Source organism: Streptomyces sp. NK15101 (assembly GCF_020400725.1).
Taxonomy (GTDB): domain Bacteria; phylum Actinomycetota; class Actinomycetes; order Streptomycetales; family Streptomycetaceae; genus Streptomyces.
This window is the reverse complement of the sequence record NZ_JAINVG010000004.1, coordinates 41,932-60,562: the sequence shown is the minus strand read 5'-3', so window position 1 is coordinate 60,562 and position 18,631 is coordinate 41,932. Positions and strand designations below refer to the sequence as shown.

12 protein-coding genes and 1 pseudogene are annotated in these 18,631 nt (G+C 72.6%); 8 read left to right on the top strand and 5 right to left on the bottom strand.

Annotated features, from left to right (window positions below):
• Positions 1–119: 119 nt before the first annotated feature.
• The 4 genes from K7G60_RS03130 (at position 120) to glgB (ending at position 8,079) form a co-directional block, all read left to right on the top strand.
• Positions 120–2,105 (top strand): alpha-1,4-glucan--maltose-1-phosphate maltosyltransferase, encoded by a 1,986-nt coding sequence (locus K7G60_RS03130; protein ID WP_225799215.1) that lies wholly within the window; start codon positions 120–122, stop codon positions 2,103–2,105.
• A complete protein-coding gene (gene treS / locus K7G60_RS03125; protein WP_225799214.1) occupies positions 2,102–3,799 on the top strand; it encodes a maltose alpha-D-glucosyltransferase in 1,698 nt (565 codons plus the stop codon). The genes K7G60_RS03130 and treS overlap by 4 nt, the downstream gene beginning before the upstream one ends.
• Positions 3,800–4,032: 233 nt before the next feature.
• Positions 4,033–5,379, top strand: a complete 1,347-nt coding sequence (locus tag K7G60_RS03120; RefSeq protein WP_225799213.1) for a maltokinase — start codon at positions 4,033–4,035, stop codon at positions 5,377–5,379.
• Positions 5,380–5,847: 468 nt separating this feature from the next.
• A complete protein-coding gene (gene glgB / locus K7G60_RS03115) occupies positions 5,848–8,079 on the top strand; it encodes a 1,4-alpha-glucan branching enzyme (protein WP_225799212.1) in 2,232 nt (743 codons plus the stop codon).
• Here the strand turns inward: glgB and K7G60_RS03110 are convergent.
• The 4 genes from K7G60_RS03110 to K7G60_RS03095 all read right to left on the bottom strand — a co-directional run bounded on the left by K7G60_RS03110 (position 8,066) and on the right by K7G60_RS03095 (position 11,804).
• Positions 8,066–10,312 (bottom strand): UvrD-helicase domain-containing protein, encoded by a 2,247-nt coding sequence (locus K7G60_RS03110; RefSeq protein ID WP_225799211.1) that lies wholly within the window; start codon positions 10,310–10,312, stop codon positions 8,066–8,068. The two genes, glgB and K7G60_RS03110, sit on opposite strands and share 14 nt — an antisense overlap.
• 170 nt (positions 10,313–10,482) lie before the next feature.
• Complete coding sequence (locus K7G60_RS03105; RefSeq protein WP_263985460.1) at positions 10,483–10,821, bottom strand: co-chaperone YbbN; 339 nt, start codon at positions 10,819–10,821, stop codon at positions 10,483–10,485.
• A 5-nt stretch (positions 10,822–10,826) separates the two neighbouring features.
• A complete protein-coding gene (locus K7G60_RS03100; RefSeq protein ID WP_225799210.1) occupies positions 10,827–11,237 on the bottom strand; it encodes a MerR family transcriptional regulator in 411 nt (136 codons plus the stop codon).
• Between the two features lie 42 nt (positions 11,238–11,279).
• Positions 11,280–11,804 carry an Lrp/AsnC family transcriptional regulator gene (locus K7G60_RS03095; protein WP_225799209.1) on the bottom strand — a complete coding sequence of 175 codons (525 nt, stop codon included), beginning with the start codon at positions 11,802–11,804 and terminating at the stop codon, positions 11,280–11,282.
• A 67-nt stretch (positions 11,805–11,871) separates the two neighbouring features.
• On the opposite strand from K7G60_RS03095, the gene K7G60_RS03090 reads away from it, so the two are divergent.
• Together K7G60_RS03090 and K7G60_RS03085 are read left to right on the top strand one after the other, a co-directional pair.
• A complete protein-coding gene (locus tag K7G60_RS03090; RefSeq protein ID WP_225799307.1) occupies positions 11,872–12,780 on the top strand; it encodes an NAD-dependent epimerase/dehydratase family protein in 909 nt (302 codons plus the stop codon).
• Positions 12,777–13,661: an aldo/keto reductase gene (locus tag K7G60_RS03085; RefSeq protein WP_225799208.1), complete on the top strand. Its 885-nt coding sequence runs from the start codon at positions 12,777–12,779 to the stop codon at positions 13,659–13,661. The genes K7G60_RS03090 and K7G60_RS03085 overlap by 4 nt, the downstream gene beginning before the upstream one ends.
• A gap of 549 nt (positions 13,662–14,210) precedes the next feature.
• On the opposite strand, the gene K7G60_RS03080 is transcribed toward K7G60_RS03085, so the two are convergent.
• Positions 14,211–15,563 (bottom strand): cation:dicarboxylate symporter family transporter, encoded by a 1,353-nt coding sequence (locus tag K7G60_RS03080; protein WP_225799306.1) that lies wholly within the window; start codon positions 15,561–15,563, stop codon positions 14,211–14,213.
• A 195-nt stretch (positions 15,564–15,758) separates the two neighbouring features.
• Between K7G60_RS03080 and K7G60_RS03075 the strand changes: the two are divergent.
• A pseudogene (locus K7G60_RS03075) lies at positions 15,759–17,357 on the top strand (ATP-binding protein); the annotation flags it as partial.
• 482 nt (positions 17,358–17,839) lie between these two features.
• Positions 17,840–18,535 (top strand): response regulator, encoded by a 696-nt coding sequence (locus K7G60_RS03070; protein WP_225799207.1) that lies wholly within the window; start codon positions 17,840–17,842, stop codon positions 18,533–18,535.
• Positions 18,536–18,631: the final 96 nt, after the last annotated feature.

Here is an 18,631-nt window from a genome sequence, read left to right as displayed (position 1 = left end):
CCGAGTGAACGCGGACAGGAGCCGTCATGCCCGCAACCCGCCGGCCGCCGACGGAGCTAGAAAGAGCGCACCACCACCCGCACCCCCGTAACCCGTCAGGTGATGCTGTGAATCCGCTCATGGGACGCATTCCCGTACTGGACGTCCGCCCACTGGTCGACTGCGGCCGGCGCCCCGCGAAGGCGGTGGCCGGAGAGACCTTCGAGGTGACGGCGACCGTCTTCCGCGAGGGCCACGACGCGGTCGCCGCCAATGTCGTGCTGCGCGGCCCGTCGGGCCGGCCCGGCCCCTGGACCCCGATGCGCGAACTGGCCCCCGGCACCGACCGGTGGGGTGCCGAGGTCACCCCGGACGCCGAGGGCCTGTGGACGTACACCGTGGAGGCCTGGAGCGACCCGGTGTCCACCTGGCGCCACACGGCGAGGATCAAGATCCCGGCCGGGATCGACTCCGAACTGGTCCTCGCCGAGGGGGCCGAACTGCACGAGCGGGCGGCGAAGGGCGTCCCGAAGAAGGGCGGCGGCCGGGAGGCCGTGCTCGCGGCGGCGGACGCGCTGCGCGACGTGTCCCGTCCGGCGGCGGTGCGGCTCGCGGCGGCGCTCGCCCCGCAGGTGGTCGAGGCCCTGGACCGCCACCCGCTGCGCGAACTGCTCTCCGCCTCCCCCGCGTTGCCGCTGCGGGTGGAGCGGGAGCGGGCCCTGTTCGGCTCCTGGTACGAGTTCTTCCCGCGCTCGGAGGGCGTGCGGAAGGTCAAGGGGCGCACGGTGCCGGGGAACTTCCGCACGGCGGCCGAGCGGCTCCCGGCGGTCGCGGCGATGGGCTTCGACGTGGTCTATCTGCCGCCGGTGCACCCGATCGGCGAGACCCACCGCAAGGGACCGAACAACTCCCTGTCGGCGGCGCCGAACGACGTCGGCGTGCCGTGGGCGATCGGCTCGCCGGAGGGCGGGCACGACGCGCTCCACCCGGATCTGGGGACCTTCGAGGACTTCGACGCCTTCGTGGCGCGGGCCCGGGAGCTGCGGCTGGAGATCGCCCTGGACTTCGCGCTCCAGTGCTCCCCGGACCACCCGTGGGTGGAGAAGCACCCGGAGTGGTTCCACCACCGGCCGGACGGTTCGATCGCGTACGCGGAGAACCCGCCGAAGAAGTACCAGGACATCTATCCGATCGCGTTCGACAAGGACATGGACGGGATCGTCGCGGAGACCGTGCGGGTGCTGCGGTTCTGGATGGACCACGGCATCCGGATCTTCCGCGTGGACAACCCGCACACCAAGCCGGTGGTGTTCTGGGAGCGGGTGATCGGCGAGATCAACCGGGCGGACCCGGACGTGATCTTCCTGGCGGAGGCGTTCACCCGCCCGGCGATGATGCGGACGCTCGGCGCGATCGGTTTCCAGCAGTCGTACACGTACTTCACCTGGCGCAACACCAAGGAGGAGCTGACGGAGTACCTCACCGAGCTGTCCGGGGAGACGGCCGCGCAGATGCGGCCGAACTTCTTCGTGAACACCCCCGACATCCTGCACGCCTACCTCCAGGAGGGCGGCCGGCCCGCGTTCGAGGTGCGGGCGGTGCTCGCGGCGACGCTCTCGCCCTCCTGGGGCATGTACGCCGGGTACGAACTGTGCGAGAACACCCCGCTGCGGGACGGCAGCGAGGAGTACCTCGACTCGGAGAAGTACCAACTGAGGCCCAGGGACTGGGAGTCGGCGGAGCGGGCCGGGGCGACGATCACCCCGCTCATCACCGCCCTGAACCGGATCAGGCGCCGTCACCCGGCGCTCCGCCGGCTGCGGAACCTGACCTTCCACGACGTCGACAACCCGCAGATGATCGCGTATTCGAAGCGCTCGGGTTCGAACATCGTTCTGGTGGTCGTCAACCTCGACCCGCACCACACCCAGGAGGCTTCCGTCTCGTTGAACATGCCGGAACTCGGCCTCGACTGGCACGAGACCGTGCCGGTGCGCGACGAGCTCACCGGCGAGACCTATCACTGGGGCAGGACCAGTTACGTGCGCCTGGAACCGGGTGTCGCACCCGCGCACGTCCTCGTCCTGCGACCGTCCCCGCAGACCGGAGGGTCACCCACCTCATGACGACTGTCAACGAGCCCGTCCCCGACACCTTCGAGGACACCCCCGCCAAGGACCGCGATCCCGACTGGTTCAAGCGCGCGGTGTTCTACGAGGTCCTCGTCCGCTCCTTCCAGGACAGCAACGGCGACGGCGTCGGCGACCTGAAGGGCATCACGTCCAGGCTGGACTACCTCCAGTGGCTGGGCGTGGACTGCCTCTGGCTGCCGCCGTTCTTCAAGTCCCCGCTCCGGGACGGGGGGTACGACGTCGCCGACTACACGTCGGTGCTCCCCGAGTTCGGCGACCTCGCCGACTTCGTGGAGTTCGTCGACGCGGCCCACCAGCGCGGCATGCGCGTGGTCATCGACTTCGTCATGAACCACACCAGCGACCAGCACCCGTGGTTCCAGGAGTCGCGGCGCGATCCGGACGGCCCGTACGGCGACTACTACGTCTGGGCGGACGACGACAAGCAGTACGCCGACGCCCGGATCATCTTCGTCGACACCGAGTCCTCCAACTGGACCTTCGACCCGGTCCGCAAGCAGTACTTCTGGCACCGGTTCTTCTCGCACCAGCCGGACCTCAACTACGAGAACCCGGCGGTGCAGGAGGAGATCCTGTCCGCGCTGAAGTTCTGGCTGGACCTGGGCATCGACGGCTTCCGGCTCGACGCGGTGCCGTACCTGTACCAGCAGGAGGGCACCAACTGCGAGAACCTCCCGGCCACCCACGCCTTCCTCAAGCGGGTCCGCAAGGAGATCGACGACCACTACCCGGACACGGTGCTGCTCGCCGAGGCCAACCAGTGGCCGGAGGACGTCGTCGACTACTTCGGCGACTTCCGCTCGGGCGGCGACGAGTGCCACATGGCCTTCCACTTCCCGGTCATGCCGAGGATCTTCATGGCCGTGCGGCGCGAGTCCCGCTACCCGGTCTCCGAGATCCTGGCGAAGACCCCGGAGATCCCCTCCGGCTGTCAGTGGGGCATCTTCCTGCGCAACCACGACGAGCTCACCCTCGAGATGGTCACGGACGAAGAGCGCGACTACATGTACGCCGAGTACGCCAAGGACCCGCGCATGCGGGCCAACATCGGCATCCGGCGGCGGCTCGCCCCGCTCCTCGACAACGACCGCAACCAGATGGAGCTGTTCACCGCGCTGCTCTTCTCGCTGCCCGGCTCGCCGGTGCTCTACTACGGCGACGAGATCGGCATGGGCGACAACATCTGGCTCGGCGACCGGGACGGGGTGCGGACCCCGATGCAGTGGACCCCCGACCGGAACGCGGGATTCTCCTCCTGCGACCCGGGACGGCTCTACCTGCCGGCCATCATGGACCCGGTCCACGGCTACCAGGTGACCAACGTCGAAGCGGGCATGGCCTCGCCGTCCTCGCTCCTCCACTGGACGAAGCGGATGATCGAGATCCGTAAGCAGAACCGGGCCTTCGGGACGGGGACGTACACGGAACTCCCGGCCTCCAACCCGGCCGTGCTCGCCTTCCTGCGGGAGGACGGCGACGACCTGGTGCTGTGCGTGAACAACTTCTCGCGGTTCGCGCAGCCGACCGAGCTGGACCTGCGGCGCTTCGCCGGCACGCACCCCGTGGAGCTGATCGGCGGGGTGAGGTTCCCGGCGATCGGCCAGCTCCCCTACCTCCTGACCCTTGCGGGACACGGCTTCTACTGGTTCCGTCTCAAGAAGGCCTGAGCGGGAGTCAGTTCCCGCTCGAACCGGGTGGGGCGGTTTCCCCCGTCCCACCCTGGGCACTGTGAACGACACACGATTCAGGTCCATACGGGTCTACTCGCCGGACCCGTACGGATCTTCCCTTTCCGACACGTCCCGCACATCCGGACAGTCACAGCCGCCATCCGGGACACTCTGCGCATTTGAACGCATACGAAAGCCACTTGCGCGCCCCGGGGAAAGGACGCGATGCCATGCCGGAGACCGCATCCACCACCCGGGCCCCGGACGCCCTCCTTCCGTCCCTCGCCCCCCTGCTCCACGAATGGCTGCCACGGCAGCGCTGGTTCGCGGGCAAGGGCCGCCGGGTCACCGGATTCACGCTGGACGCGGCCACCGAGCTGCTGCCCCTGGACGGCACCGGGCCCGGACTCCTCCATCTCCTCGTACGGGTCGAACAGCCGGGCCGCCCGGCCGGGACGCCCGTCGACTGCTACCAACTGCTCCTGGGCGTACGGACCCAGCTCCCGCCCCGCCTCGCCCCCGCCCTGATCGGGCGGATCCGGCAGGGGCCGCTCGCCGGACGGGCCGTCTACGAAGGGCTGCGCGACCCGCGGCTCGCCGGCCTCCTCTACGAGCGGCTGCGCACCCCGGGGAGCACGGGGCCCCTCCGTTTCCACGCCACCACGGCACTGCCCCCGGCCCTGGCCCCGCGCATGCTGGACGCCGAGCAGTCCAACTCGTCGCTCGTCTACGGGGATTCCTTCATCCTGAAGATCTTCCGGCGCGTCAGCCCCGGCGCCAACCCCGACCTGGAACTGCCGCTCGCCCTCGCCGGAGCCGGCTGCGCCCGGGTCCCGGCACCCGTCGCCTGGTTCGAGTCGGGAGCCTCCACCCTCGGCGTCCTCCAGCCCTATCTGCGGGACTCCCGGGACGGCTGGCGGCTCGCCCTCGACGCCCTCGCCGACGGGCGGGAGTTCACCGCCGAGGCGCGGGCCCTCGGCCGCGCGACGGCCGAGGTCCACCTGGCCCTCGCCAAGGCCCTCCCCACCCGGCGGCTCGCCCGCTCGGAGACCGAGCAGCTGGCCGCCGCGATGGACCGCCGGCTGCACGCGGCGGCCCAGGCCGTACCGGCGCTGCTGCCCCACGTACCGGGCCTGCGGGCCGTGTTCGCGGCGGCCGGCGGGGCCCCGGGCACGGGGGTCGTCCAGCGCATCCACGGGGACCTGCACCTCGGCCAGACCCTGCGCGGCTCCGACGGCGGCTGGGCCGTCATCGACTTCGAGGGCGAACCGGCGAAGCCGCTGGACGAGCGGCGCAGCCCCCAGCCCACCGTCCGCGACGTCGCCGGCATGCTCCGCTCCTTCGACTACGCGGCCCGCACCCACCGGCCCTGGAGGCCGGACTGGGCGGCGCGGTGCCGGGCGGCGTACTGCACGGGCTACGCGGAGGCGGCGGGGGTCGACCCCCGGGCGGACCCGGCGCTCCTCCGCGCCTACGAGACGGACAAGGCGGTGTACGAGGTCGTGTACGAGGCCCGGCACCGGCCGGACTGGCTGCCGGTCCCCATGTCCGCGATCGAACGGCTCGCGACCTCGTGAGGCTCCGCCCCGGTGCCGACCGCCCCCACGGGGGCGGCCACCCCCGACCGCCTCCGTGTGGGCCCGCGCCCTGCTGGGCGGCGCCCCTCCGCCACCCGCCGTGTGGGCGATCGTCCCGCAGGGCGGGACGGGTGGGCACACGGGACGGCGCCCTTCGCGGCGCCTCCGCGTTCCGCGCCCGGACCCGCACCACCAGGGAGCTGTGCACGGGGTGCGGGTCCAGGCCCATGAGCCTCGGGCGCCGGCAAGGGCGCCGTCCGTTGTGCCCACCCGTTCCGCCCCTTGCGGAACGCCTGCCCACAACGGGAGCGCAGGGGTGGTCCGACTCGTTCGGAGCAGTCCCCGTCGCCCTCGCACCGGGTCCCGCCTGCGAAAGCAGGACCCGCCCCCGTTCGGCCGAGTGTCCCCCGTCACCGCACCACCGTTCCGTACCCGTACCCCCTTCCCCTGCCCCCAGGAGGCACCCCCGTGACCGCCCGCTCCGCAGGCAAGACGTCCCGCTCCGTACGGAAGGCGCCGGCGCTCGACCCGGGCGATCGGGCCCGGTTGCTCGCCGGGGAGCATCACGATCCGCACGCCGTGCTCGGCGCGCACCCGGTGAAGGGCGGTGTCGTCATCAGGGCGCTGCGCCCGTGGGCGAAGGAGGTCGCCGTCCTCACCAAGGGCAAGCGCCTCGTGATGGACGAGGACGGCGACGGGCTCTTCTCGGTGTTCGTCCCGCTGCTGCGCAAGGTGCCCGCGTACGAGTTGCGGGTCCGCTACGACGGGGACGAGCTGCCGCTCCAGGACCCGTACCGGTTCCTCCCCTCCCTCGGCGAGCTGGACCTGCACCTGATCGGCGAGGGCCGGCACGAGGAGCTGTGGACGGCGCTCGGCTCCCGCCCCATGACCCACGAGGGCGTGTCCGGCACCCGCTTCGCCGTGTGGGCGCCGAACGCGCGCGGGGTGCGGGTCACGGGTGACTTCACGCACTGGGACGGCACGGCGCTGCCGATGCGCTCGCTCGGTTCGACGGGCGTGTGGGAGCTGTTCGTGCCGGGGATCGGCGAGGGTGCCGTCTACAAGTACGACATCACGCGGCCGGACGGTTCGCACACGCTCCGCGCGGACCCGATGGCCCGCCGCACGGAGTGCCCGCCGAACACCGCGTCGATCGTCACCGACTCGCACCACACGTGGGAGGACGCGGAGTGGATGGAGCGGCGCGGGGCGCGTCCGCCGCACGAGGCGCCGATCTCCGTGTACGAGGTGCACCTGCCGTCCTGGCGGCCGGGTCTGACCTACCGCGAGCTGGCCGAGCAGCTGCCCGCGTACGTGCGTGACCTCGGTTTCACGCACGTGGAGCTGATGCCGGTCACCGAGCACCCCTTCGGCGGGTCCTGGGGCTACCAGGTCACCGGCTTCTACGCGCCGACGGCCCGCCTGGGCACCCCGGACGACTTCAGGTTCCTGGTGGACTCGCTGCACCGGGCGGGGATCGGGGTGCTGATGGACTGGGTGCCGGCGCACTTCCCGAAGGACGACTGGGCGCTGGCGGAGTTCGACGGGCGTCCGCTGTACGAGCACGAGGACCCGCGCCGTTCGCACCACCCCGACTGGGGGACCCTGGAGTTCGACTACGGCCGCAAGGAGGTGCGGAACTTCCTGGTGGCGAACGCCGTGTACTGGTGCCAGGAGTTCCACATCGACGGCCTCCGGGTGGACGCGGTGGCGTCGATGCTCTACCTGGACTACTCGCGGGAGCACGGCGAGTGGGTGCCGAACGAGTTCGGGGGCCGGGAGAACCTGGACGCGGTCCGCTTCCTGCAGGAGATGAACGCCACCGTCTACCGCCGCTGCCCCGGCGTGGTCACCTTCGCCGAGGAGTCGACCGCCTGGGACGGGGTGACGCGGGCGACGGACCAGGTGGGTCCGGGCGGCTTCGGCGGTCTGGGCTTCGGCATGAAGTGGAACATGGGCTGGATGCACGACTCGCTGGAGTACATGCAGAAGGAGCCGGTGCACCGCAAGTACCACCACCACGAGATGACGTTCTCGATGGTGTACGCGTACAGCGAGAACTACATCCTGCCGATCTCGCACGACGAGGTGGTGCACGGCAAGCGGTCCCTGGTGTCGAAGATGCCGGGGGACTGGTGGCAGCAGCGCGCCAACCACCGCGCCTACCTGGGCTTCATGTGGGCGCACCCGGGCAAGCAGCTGCTGTACATGGGGCAGGAGTTCGCGCAGGGCGGCGAGTGGTCCGTCGACCACGGGCCGGACTGGTGGCTGCTGGATCCGGCGTACGGGGCGGAGGCGGACCACCGGGGGGTGCGGGATCTCGTCCGGGACCTGAACACGGTGTACGTGGCGACGCCCTCGCTGTGGGAGCGGGACACCGCTCCGGAGGGGTTCCAGTGGGTGGTGGGGGACGCGGCCGACGACAACGTCTTCGCGTTCCTGCGGTACGACGGCTTCGGTGCGCCGCTGCTCGCGGTCTGCAACTTCTCGCCGGTGGTGCGGCACGACTACCGGCTGGGGGTGCCGGAGGAGTTCGCGGCCTGGACGGAGGTGCTGAACACGGACGCGGCGCGGTACGGCGGCTCGGACGTGGTGGGCACCGACCCGGTGAAGACCGAGTCGGTGCCGTGTCACGGCCGTTCGGCGAGCGTGCGGATGACGCTGCCGCCGCTGGCGACGGTCTGGCTCAGGCCCGCGTGACGGCCGGCCTGATCACGCCCATCCGCTGAGTGGCCCGGGTGAGCGCCACGTACAGGTCGTTGACGCCGTGCGTGGCGCCCTCCCGGATGCCGTCGGGGTCGACCACGAGGACCGTGTCGAATTCGAGGCCCTTCGCCTGGCGGGGGTCGAGGAGGACGACCGGGCGGGTGAGGTCGGGCTTCGGGCCGTACGAGACGCCGGGGAGCGCCGCGATCAGGCCCGGGTGGAACTCCGTCGGGGCGATCACGGCGATCCGGCCCTCCTCGCGGAGTTCGGCGGCGACCGCGTCGGCGGCCTCCTTCACCGGGTCGTCCACGGTCCGGTCCCAGGGTTCCACGCCGGTGGAGCGCACCGAGCGGGGCGGTTCGAAGCCGGGGTCGGCGGCCCGGCGCGCCTCGGCGGCGACGGCCATGATCTCGGCGGGGGTGCGGTAGTTGACGCCGAGGCGGACGTGGTCCCAGCGGTCCTCGACGTACGGGCCGAGGATGGACTGCCAGGCGCCGACGCCGGCCGGGTCGCCGGTCTGGGCGGGGTCGCCGACGAGGGTCATGGAGCGGCTGGGGCTGCGGCGCATGAGGAGCCGCCAGGCCATGGCGGAGAGCTCCTGGGCCTCGTCGACGATGATGTGGCCGAAGGCCCAGGTGCGGTCGGCGGCGGCCCGCTCGGCGGCGGTGCGGTGGTCGGCCTCCTCGTGGCGTTCGGCGAAGCGTTCGGCGTCGATGATGTCGTGGGCGGAGAGGACCTCGGAGGCGTCCTTGTCGAGCTCCTCCTTGTCCTCGAACTCGTAGGTGCGGGAGGCGAAGGAGACGTCGAGGACGCCCTGCGCGTACTGGATCTGCTTCTGCCGTTCGGCCTCCTCGGCGGCGCGGAGGGCGGAGTCGTCCTCGCCGAGGAGTTCGGCGGCCTCGTCGAGCAGGGGCACGTCGGCGGGGGTCCAGGGACCGCCGGTGCGCCGGACGGCCTCGATGTCCTCCTCGGGGAGGTGTGTGGGGTCCTCCAGGTAGTCGGCGAGGAACTCCTGCGGGGTGAGGGCGGGCCAGAGGGTGTCGATCGCCGCGTGGACCTCGGGGTTGGCGGCGACGCCCTTGGCGAGCAGGGCGATGTCGTCGGGGCCGAGGAAGTTGGGGCCGCCGTAGGGGTCGGCGCCGATGCGGTCGGCGAGCTGCTCGGCGAGGGCGTCGAGGATGCGGAAGACGAAGTAGGGGCGGGCGAGGTTGTGCGGGAGGAAGGTCTCGCGGGCCTTGTGGCGGGCTTCGAGGGCCATGTCCCAGTCGATGACCAGGTCGCCGTCCTCGTGCGGGACGATCAGCGGTTCGCCGCGCTCGGGGACCTGCTGGCGGTCCCGTACGGCCGCGGCGAGGGCGTCGGCCATGGCGGCGGCGCCCTTGACGGCGGCGGCGCGCGGGGTGTCGGTGCCGGTGGCGTGGACGCCGGGGAAGAGCTCGGCGGGGGTGGCGAGGAGGACGCCGGTCTCGCCGAGGGAGGGCAGGACGTTGCCGATGTAGCCGAGGAAGGCGGGGTTGGGGCCGACGATGAGGACGGCCCGCTTGGCGAGCTGCTCGCGGTGCGCGTAGAGGAGGTACGCGGCGCGGTGCAGGGCGACGGCGGTCTTGCCGGTGCCGGGGCCGCCCTCGACGACGAGGACCCCGCGGTGCGGGGAGCGGATGATGGCGTCCTGCTCGGCCTGGATGGTCTGCACGATGTCGTGCATGCGGCCGGTGCGGGCGGCGTCGAGCGCGGCGAGCAGCACCTCGTCGGCGTCCCGGCTCTCGTGGCCGGTGCGGGTGGCGTCGGCGAGGTCGAGGACCTCGTCGTGGAGGGAGACGACCTCGCGGCCCTTGGTGGTGATGTGCCGGCGGCGGGAGAGCCCCATCGGCTCGTACCCGGTGGCGAGGTAGAAGGGGCGGGCGATCTCGGCGCGCCAGTCGACGACGAGCGGGGTGCGGTTCGGGTCGTCCTGGCGGATGCCGAGCCGGCCGATGTGGTGGTCGCGGCCGTCCTTGAAGACGAGCCGGCCGAAACAGAGGCCGCTCTCGCCGGCGTTGAGCGCGGCGAGCAGCCCGGACTGCTCGGCGACCATCACGTCCCGTTCGAGCCGCCCCTGGCTGCTGCCGACCCCGGGGGTGCGCAGCGCCTGCTCGACGGCGGCTTCGGCCTGGTCCCTCAGGTCGTCGAGTCGCGCGTAGAGATCCGTGATGAATCTCTGCTCATTCCGAAATTCCTCGGTTGACAATTCGACTCCCGGCGCGATACAGTGCGTTTATTGAACTTCTCCGCGTTTTCGGTGCGCCTGAACGGCGCGTCGGACACGGAATCCATCAATATACGCGAAGCAATACCCCGACTGTCAATTCTAGTCGGGGTATTTCTGTATGCCTCGGTGTGCCCCGGTGCCGGCCTTCCTCAGTCCAGCACGTCCTCCAGTTCCGCCAGGAGACGGCGCTTCGGGCGGGCGCCGACGATCGACTTCACGGGCTCGCCCGCGCGGAACACCACGAAGGTCGGGGTCCCGAGGATCCCGTACCTCAGCGCGGTCTCCGGGCTGCGGTCCACGTCGACCTCGACGATCCTCAGCCGCTCCGCCTCCTCGGCGGCGATCGCGCCGAGCACCGGCTTCATCTGCCGGCAGGGCCCGCACCACTCCGCCGTGAACTTCACCAGGACCGGCAGTCCGGCGCCCAGCACCTCCGTGCCGAAGTCCTCGTCCGTGACCTCGGCCACGCCCTCCGCGTACGTCGTCATCTCCGTCACCCCTCCGTCTCCGTCGCCGCTTCCAGTTCGCACCGGGGCTCCGGACCGTGCGGCAGTTCCGCCTCGGCCCGCAGCAGCTGGGCGCCCACCTGGGCGCGTACCGCCCGGAGCTGTTCGATCAGCCCGTCCAGCTCGGCGACCTTCCGCCGGTAGACGGCGATCGACGCGGGGCACGAGTCCCCCGCCGGGTGCCCCGCGCGCAGGCAGTCGACGAACGGCCGCGTCTCCTCCAGCTCGAACCCGAAGTCCTGCAGGGTCCTGATCTGCTGGAGCAGCCGCAGGTCGCCCTCGTCGTACGTGCGGTGCCCCTGCTCCGTACGCCGTGCGGTCAGCAGACCGCGGGACTCGTAGTACCGCAGGGTCCGCGTGGTCGTCCCGGCCCGCTCGGCCAGCTCTCCGATGCGCATGTCCCCGACGGTAGGCCTTGACGCCGACGTCAGGGCAAGGGGTCAGCGCGCGGCCGGCGGCAGGAGGGGTTTGCGGACCACCGGGGAGGACAGCACGATCGAGGTCGTGGTCCGGCCGAGGGCCGAGGTCTGCTCCAGGATCTCTTCCAGGTGGACGGTGTCGGTGACGGCGACCTTCAGGATCCAGCAGTCCTCGCCGACCACGTGGTGGACCTCCAGGACCTCGGGGCGCGCGGTCAGCTCCAGGGTGCGGGGGTGCTTCAGGTTGTAGCCGCCGTGCGGGTTCACGCGGATGAAGGCCTGGATGCCGTAGCCGAGCAGGGCCGGCGCGACGTGCGCGCCGTAGCCGGTGACCGCGCCGCTCGCCTCCAGGCGGCGGACCCGTTCGGTGACGGCGGCGGGACTGAGCCGGACGCGGCGGCCGAGCTCGCTGAGCTTGATGCGGCCGTCGGTCTGCAGGAGGTCCAGGATCTGCCGGTCGATGGGGTCGAAAGCGGCCGCCGAGGTTTCGTCGGCGGCGACGCGCGAATGCCGTGGTTCCCTCGGCGGGACGGCCTGCACTCCCATTTTTCCCCCTTCAATGAGCGAGCGCACAACGTAACACTTGTCCCCGGAGGAAAGGGAGTTGGCATTCATGGACATCCTGGTGATCGGCGGTAACCGCTATTTCGGAAAGCGGCTCATCGCGCTGCTGCGGGAATCCGGGGACCGCGTCACGGTGCTCAACCGGGGTTCTTCCCCGCCCCCGGAGGGAATCGAGCAGCTGGTCGCCGACCGCGACGACGAGAACGCGCTCGAAACCGTTCTCGCGGGCCGATCCTTCGACGTCGTCGTGGACCAGGTCTGCTACACGCCGCGCCAGGCCGAGATCGCACGGCGCGTGTTCGCGACGCGCACGCGGCGCTATGTGATGACGTCGACGGTCGAGGTCTACGAGTACGAGGACTCGGCCTCGCCGGTCGCCGAGTCCGCCCTCGACCTGGCCGCGGTGACCGTCGACACGGGCCTGCCCTGGGAGGACCCGGAGTTCCTCGACGCGCACTACGGGGAGGGGAAGCGGCAGGCCGAGGCCGTCTTCGCGGCGGGGGCGGCGTTCGCCTGGACCTCGGTCCGGGTGGCCCACGTCCTCGGCGGCGCGGACGACTTCACCGGCCGGCTCGACCACTACGCGCGGCGCGTCCGGGCGGGCGAGCCCATCGCCGTGCCGGTGGTGAACCACCCGGCGACCTACGTGTACGTGGAGGAGATCGCGGAGTTCCTCGCCTGGGCGGCCCGGGCGGACTTCACCGGACCGGTGAACGCGCACTCCCGCTCCCCGCTCACCACCGCCGACATCTGCGCGGAGATCGAGAAGCTGGTGGGCGGCCGGACCGTGTTCCAGGAGGTGGAGGTCGGCGAGGTCTCGCCGTTCTCCTTCGCCCGCTCGTACGGCATGGACGACTCCCGCGCGGTCTCCCTCGGCTACTCCTTCAGCGACTCCGGCGAATGGCTCGCGAAGGCCGTCTCGGAGACGATCGGAACGATCGGGGCGGTGCGCCGATGACGCGGCACCGGATGCTGGGGGACGTACGCGTCGGGGCCGTCGGGCTCGGCACCATGCCGCTCTCCATCGAGGGCCGCCCGGACGAGGCGCGGGCCGTCGCCACCGTGCACGCCGCCCTCGACGCCGGGGTGACCCTCCTCGACACAGCCGACTCCTACCACCCGCCGGGCGGCACCCCGGGCGAGGGCGAGCTCCTCGTGAGGCGGGCCCTCGCCTCGTACGGCGGCGGCACGGACGACGTGCTCGTCGCCACCAAGGGCGGCCGGGGGCGCACGGCGGACGGCGGGTGGACCGTGGACGGCCGGCCCGAGCACCTGCGGCGGGCGGCGGAGGCCTCGGCGCGACGGCTCGGCGGCGACGCGATCGGCCTCTACCAGCTGCACAAGCCGGACCCGGCGGTCCCGTACGCCGAATCCCTCGGGGCGGTACGGGAGTTGCTGGACGCGGGCACGATCCGCCTCGCCGGCGTCTCGAACGTGGACGTCTCCCGGATACGGGTGGCCCGCGAGGTCCTCGGCGACCGGCTGGTCTCCGTGCAGAACCGCTACTCGCCGGCGGTACGGGACGGCGAGGCGGAGCTGCGGCTCTGCGCGGAACTCGGCCTCGCCTTCCTGCCGTGGAGCCCCCTGGGCGGGATCTCGCGCAGCTCCCTGGACGGGGCGTCCGCCCTGGAGGAGGACCCGGAGTTCGGCGCCTTCCACCGTGTGGCCCGGGCGCGCGGCGTCAGCCCCCAGCGCGTGGCCCTCGCCTGGCTCCTGACCCGCTCGGAGACGGTCCTCCCGATCCCGGGCGCGAGCCGCCCGGAGACTGCCCGGGACTCGGCGGGGGCGGCGTCCCTGCGGCTCTCCCCGGAGGAACTGGCCCTCCTGAACACGACCTGACGCACCACACGCCCGCCCGCGCCCCCGCTCCCCGTCCGCTCCGCCCCCTCGCGCCACCGGGCCGACGCCCCCGTTGTGGGCAGTCGCCGGGGCGGTGCCCACCCCACCGTTGTGGGCAGGCGTTCCGCAAGGGGCGGAACGGGTGGGCACAACGGAACGGCGCCCCTTGCCGGCGCCCGAGGCTCATGCGCCCGGACCCGCACCCGCTGTGCGGCGCACACGTGGTGCGGGTCCGGGCGCGGAACGCGGAGGCGCCGCTGAAGGGCGCCGTCCCGTGTGCCCACCCTCCCCCGAGCTCTCGGCTTCGCTCGAGCAGGGGGCCCCTGCCCCAGCGGGACGACTGCCCACACGGCGGGGGCCGCCCCGCGGGCCGGAGCCGACCGAGCCCCGAGGCCGGGGAGCGGGGCGAGGCCCCAGGGCTCGGGTCCGGGGTCCGGGGGCTCGGGTCCAGGCTCCGGAGCTCGGGGCTCGGGCCCGGGAGCTCCGGGTCAGGGTTCGGGAGCGGGGCGAGGTCCCGGGTGTTCGGGCCCGGGGGCTCCGGGGCAGGGTTTAGACGCCCGCGCGGGCCTTCTCGTCGCCCTGGTCCGCACGCTGGTCCGGCACCGCCGTCGTCCCGTGGTCGTCCACGAGGGTCGTCTCGTCGAAGGGGACCCTCCCGGCCAGCACCTCCACCGCCCGCGCCTTGTCGATCTCCTTCGTCCACGTGCCGACGAGCACCGTCGCGACCGCGTTGCCCGCGAAGTTGGTGAGGGCGCGCGCCTCGCTCATGAAGCGGTCGATGCCGACGATCAGGCCGACCCCGTCGACCAGCTCGGGCCGGTGCGACTGGAGGCCGCCCGCGAGGGTGGCGAGCCCCGCGCCGGTGACGCCCGCCGCCCCCTTCGAGGCGATGATCATGAAGACGAGGAGCGAGATCTGCTCGCCGACCGACAGCGGGTCTCCCATCGCCTCGGCGGTGAAGAGCGAGGCCATCGTCAGGTAGATCGCGGTGCCGTCGAGGTTGAAGGAGTAGCCCGTCGGCACGGTGATGCCGACGACCGGCTTGCTGACGCCCAGGTGTTCCATCTTCGCGATGAGCCGGGGCAGCGCGGACTCCGAGGAGGAGGTGGAGAGGATCAGCAGGAACTCGCGTCCCAGGTACTTCAGGAGCGACCAGATGTTGATCCCGGCGATCAGGCGGAGCAGCGCGCCGAGGACCACGAAGACGAAGAGCCCGCAGGTCAGGTAGAAGCCGATCATGATGACGGCGAGGGACTTGAGGGCGGCGGCGCCGGTCGCGCCGACGACGGCCGCGATCGCACCGAACGCGCCGACCGGCGCGGCCCACATGATCATGCCGAGGATGCGGAAGACGAGCCGCTGGATGTGCCCGATGCCGCGCAGGACGGGTTCCCCGGCGGCGCCCATGGCCTGGAGCGCGAAGCCGGCGAGGAGGGCGACGAGGAGGGTCTGGAGGACCTCGCCCTCGGTGAAGGCCGAGACGAGGGTCTTCGGAATGATCCCGAGCAGGAAGTCCGGCGTCGACTCGTGCGCGCCCTCGGCCTGCTTCGCGCCGGCCTCGGCGATCTCCTTGGTGAGGTGGAGCCCGGAGCCGGGTTCCAGGAGGTTGCCGACGAGCAGACCGATCGCGAGTGCGACGGTCGACATCACGAGGAAGTAGCCGAGGGCGAGGCCGCCGACGGCGCCGACCTTCGCGGCCTTCCGGACCGAGCCGACGCCGAGCACGATCGTGCAGAAGATGATCGGCGAGATCATCATCTTGATCAGGTTGACGAAGCCGGTGCCCAGCGGCTTGAGCTCCACGGCGACGCCCGGCGCCAGGAACCCGACCGTGATGCCGAGCAGCACGGCGCCGATGACGGCCAGATACAGATAGTGGGTACGGTCCCGGCGTGCGGCCACGGGATCCTCCTCGTGCTGGTGGGTGTCCACGTCCCGGTGGACCTCCGCGACTATCCACCAGCCTGTGACCGGGGTCACGGTTACGTACGTTTCGTTCACGACCGAAACGAGGAGCGGCCCGGCCGGAAGGGCACGATTCGAAAACGCGGTGCCGCCGCGCACATTCCCACGTGCACACTTACCGGCATGCGCCGCATGCGTTTCCCCCTCCCCCGTCCCCGCAGTCTGGCCGGTCAGCTCTTCGCGATGCAGGTCGTGCTCGTGGCCGTCGTCGTGGCGGGGTGCGCGGTCTTCGCGTACGTCACGGACCTCGCGCAGGCCGAGGAGACCGCCCGGCGCCAGTCCACGGCGACCGCCGCCGCCGTCGCCGACTCCCCGTCCGTGGTCGCCGCCGCCCGCTCCGCCGACCCGACGGCCGCCCTCCAGCCGTACGCGGAGTCGCTGCGCCGCCACGCGGGCGTCGCCTTCGTGGTGGTCATGGCCCCGGACGGCACCCGCTGGACGCATCCCGAGCCGGAGCAGATAGGCCGCACGTACCTCGGGCACATCGAGCAGGCGCGGCAGGGCCGGCTCTACTCCGAGACCCACCTGGGCGTCCTCGGCCCCTCCGTGCGGACGGTGGCCCCCGTCTTCGACCGCCACGGCCGGGTCGTCGCCCTGGTGAGCGCGGGCATCACGATCGACAAGATCAGCGAGCAGGTACGGGAGCAGGTGACCGCCCTGCTCGGCATGGCGGGCGCGGCGCTCGTGCTCGGCGGGGCGGGGACGTACGTCGTGAACGCGCGCCTGCGCCGCCACACGCACGGCATGAACGCCACGGAGCTGAGCCGCATGCACGACTACCACGAGGCCGCGTTGCACGCGGTGCGGGAAGGGCTCGTGATGCTCGACGGCGGGCGGCGGATCGCCCTCATCAACGACGGCGCGCGGGAGCTCCTCGGCCTGGACGAAGGCGTGGTGGGCCGGCCGGCCGCGGAGCTCGGCCTGCCCGCGTCCCTGACCGGCGCGCTGCTCTCCTCGGAGCCGCGCGTCGACGAGACGCACCTGACGGCCGACCGGGTCCTCGTGGTCAACACCCGCCCGGTGGTGGGCGGGGAGCGGCGCGGCACCGTCGTCACGCTCCGGGACCGCACCGAACTCCAGGCGCTCTCCGGCGAGCTGGACTCCGAGCGGGGCTTCACGGAGGCGCTCCGCTCCCAGGCCCACGAGGCGGCGAACCGGCTGCACACGGTCGTGTCGCTCATCGAACTGGGCCGGGTGGCCGAGGCGGTGGAGTTCGCCACGGCGGAGCTGGAACTCGCCCAGGCGCTCACCGACCGCGTCGTCGACGCCGTCGGCGAACCGGTCCTCGCGGCGCTGCTGCTGGGCAAGGCGGCGCAGGCCAACGAGCGGGGCGTGGAACTGGTCCTCACCGAGGACAGCCGCATCGACGACGGCCGGGTCCCGGCGGCCCTGCCCTCCCGGGACCTGGTGACGATCCTGGGCAACCTCATCGACAACGCGGTGGAGGCGGCCGGCGGGACCCCGCACGCGCGCGTGACGGTCACGGTCGCGGCCCGCGCGGGCGACGGCGAGCTGCTGCTCCGGGTCGGCGACAGCGGCCCGGGCGTCCGCCCCGCCGACCGGGAGGCGGTCCTCGGCCGCGGCTGGTCCACCCGGGGCCCCGGCCGCGGCCTCGGCCTCGCCCTGGTGGGCCAGGCGGTCTCCCGCGCCTCGGGCACCCTGCACCTCGCGGAGGCGGAGGAGGGCGGCGCACAGTTCACCGTCCGCCTGCCCCTGCGGGGGGAGGCCGCGGAGTGGACGGACGAAGGGGACGGACCGCACGGGACGGGCGCAAGACCCCCCGAGGCCTCGGACGAGCCCGGCCACTCCCGTCGGGCCGCAGGTCCGGGCGCCCCCGGACGCCCGAGCCAGGCCGAAACCCCGGACGCCCCCAGGCACCCGGGCCGGGTCGAAGACCCGGACGCCCCCGACCACCCCAGTCGGACCGAAACCCCGGGCGAGCCCGACATCCCGCGCCAGGCCGAAACCCCGGGCGGACCCGGCGCCCCGGGTCAGGCCGAAACCCCGGACGAGCCCGGCCACCCGCGCCGGGCCCGCACCCCGGGGGCCGGTCTCGACCCGGCCGTGCCGGGGTGGGCCGGCGGCCCCCGCGACCTCGCGTACCCGGGCGGGCCCGGCGCCCCGCACCGGTCCGTACGCCCCGGCGGCGACGGGCCGACCGGGGCCTCCGAAGCAGCCGGGACCTCCGAGGCGACCGGTGCGGAGGTGGCTCCGTGAGTGCGCAGCCCCTTCGGGTCCTCGTCGTCGAGGACGATCCCGTCGCCGCCGACGCCCACGCGCTCTACGCCGGACGCGTCGAGGGCTTCACCGTCGTCGGGGTCGCGCACTCGCGGGCAGAGGCCGTGCGGATCCTGGACCGGACGCCGGTCGACCTGATCCTGCTCGACCTCTACCTGCCCGACGGCCACGGCCTCCAGCTGCTGCGGGCCCTGCGGGCCGCCGGCCACTCCGCGGACGTCATCGCGGTGACCTCCGCCCGCGACCTGGCCGTCGTCCGCGAGGGCGTGTCCCTCGGCGTCGTCCAGTACGTCCTGAAGCCGTTCGCCTTCGCCACCCTCCGGGACCGGCTCGCCCGGTACGCCGAGTTCCGGGCGGCCGCCGGGGAGGCCTCCGGCCAGGACGAGGTGGACCGGGCCCTCGCCGCGCTCCGGGCCCCGCACCCCGCCGCGCTCCCCAAGGGCCTCAGCGCCCCGACGCTCGAAGCCGTCACGCGCACCCTCCGGTCCGCCCCGGCGGGGCTCACCGCCGCCGAGGCGGGCACGGCCGTGGGGATCTCCCGGATCACCGCCCGCCGCTACCTCGAGCACCTGGTCACGGAGGGCCGGGCCGTGCGCGCCCCGCAGTACGGGCAGATCGGTCGCCCCGAGCTCCAGTACCGCTGGCTCGGCGGGCCGGCGCGCGGTCACTGAGCGGACCCGCTGTTACCGCCTGGTTCCCACGTTCCTACGACGCCGCATGTTGGAAGAACACACCGTAGCCAGCCGTCACCCTCCGCACCTACCGTG

Excerpts from the sequence above, each read along its gene's own strand:
- K7G60_RS03090 (WP_225799307.1), top strand. The coding sequence starts at position 11,872 with ATGGACATCCTGGTGATCGGCGGTAACCGCTATTTCGGAAAGCGGCTC.
- K7G60_RS03085 (WP_225799208.1), top strand. The coding sequence starts at position 12,777 with ATGACGCGGCACCGGATGCTGGGGGACGTACGCGTCGGGGCCGTCGGG.
- K7G60_RS03130 (WP_225799215.1), top strand. The coding sequence starts at position 120 with ATGGGACGCATTCCCGTACTGGACGTCCGCCCACTGGTCGACTGCGGC.
- treS (WP_225799214.1), top strand. The coding sequence starts at position 2,102 with ATGACGACTGTCAACGAGCCCGTCCCCGACACCTTCGAGGACACCCCC.
- K7G60_RS03095 (WP_225799209.1), bottom strand. The coding sequence starts at position 11,804 with ATGGGAGTGCAGGCCGTCCCGCCGAGGGAACCACGGCATTCGCGCGTC.
- K7G60_RS03120 (WP_225799213.1), top strand. The coding sequence starts at position 4,033 with ATGCCGGAGACCGCATCCACCACCCGGGCCCCGGACGCCCTCCTTCCG.
- K7G60_RS03105 (WP_263985460.1), bottom strand. The coding sequence starts at position 10,821 with ATGACGACGTACGCGGAGGGCGTGGCCGAGGTCACGGACGAGGACTTC.
- K7G60_RS03100 (WP_225799210.1), bottom strand. The coding sequence starts at position 11,237 with ATGCGCATCGGAGAGCTGGCCGAGCGGGCCGGGACGACCACGCGGACC.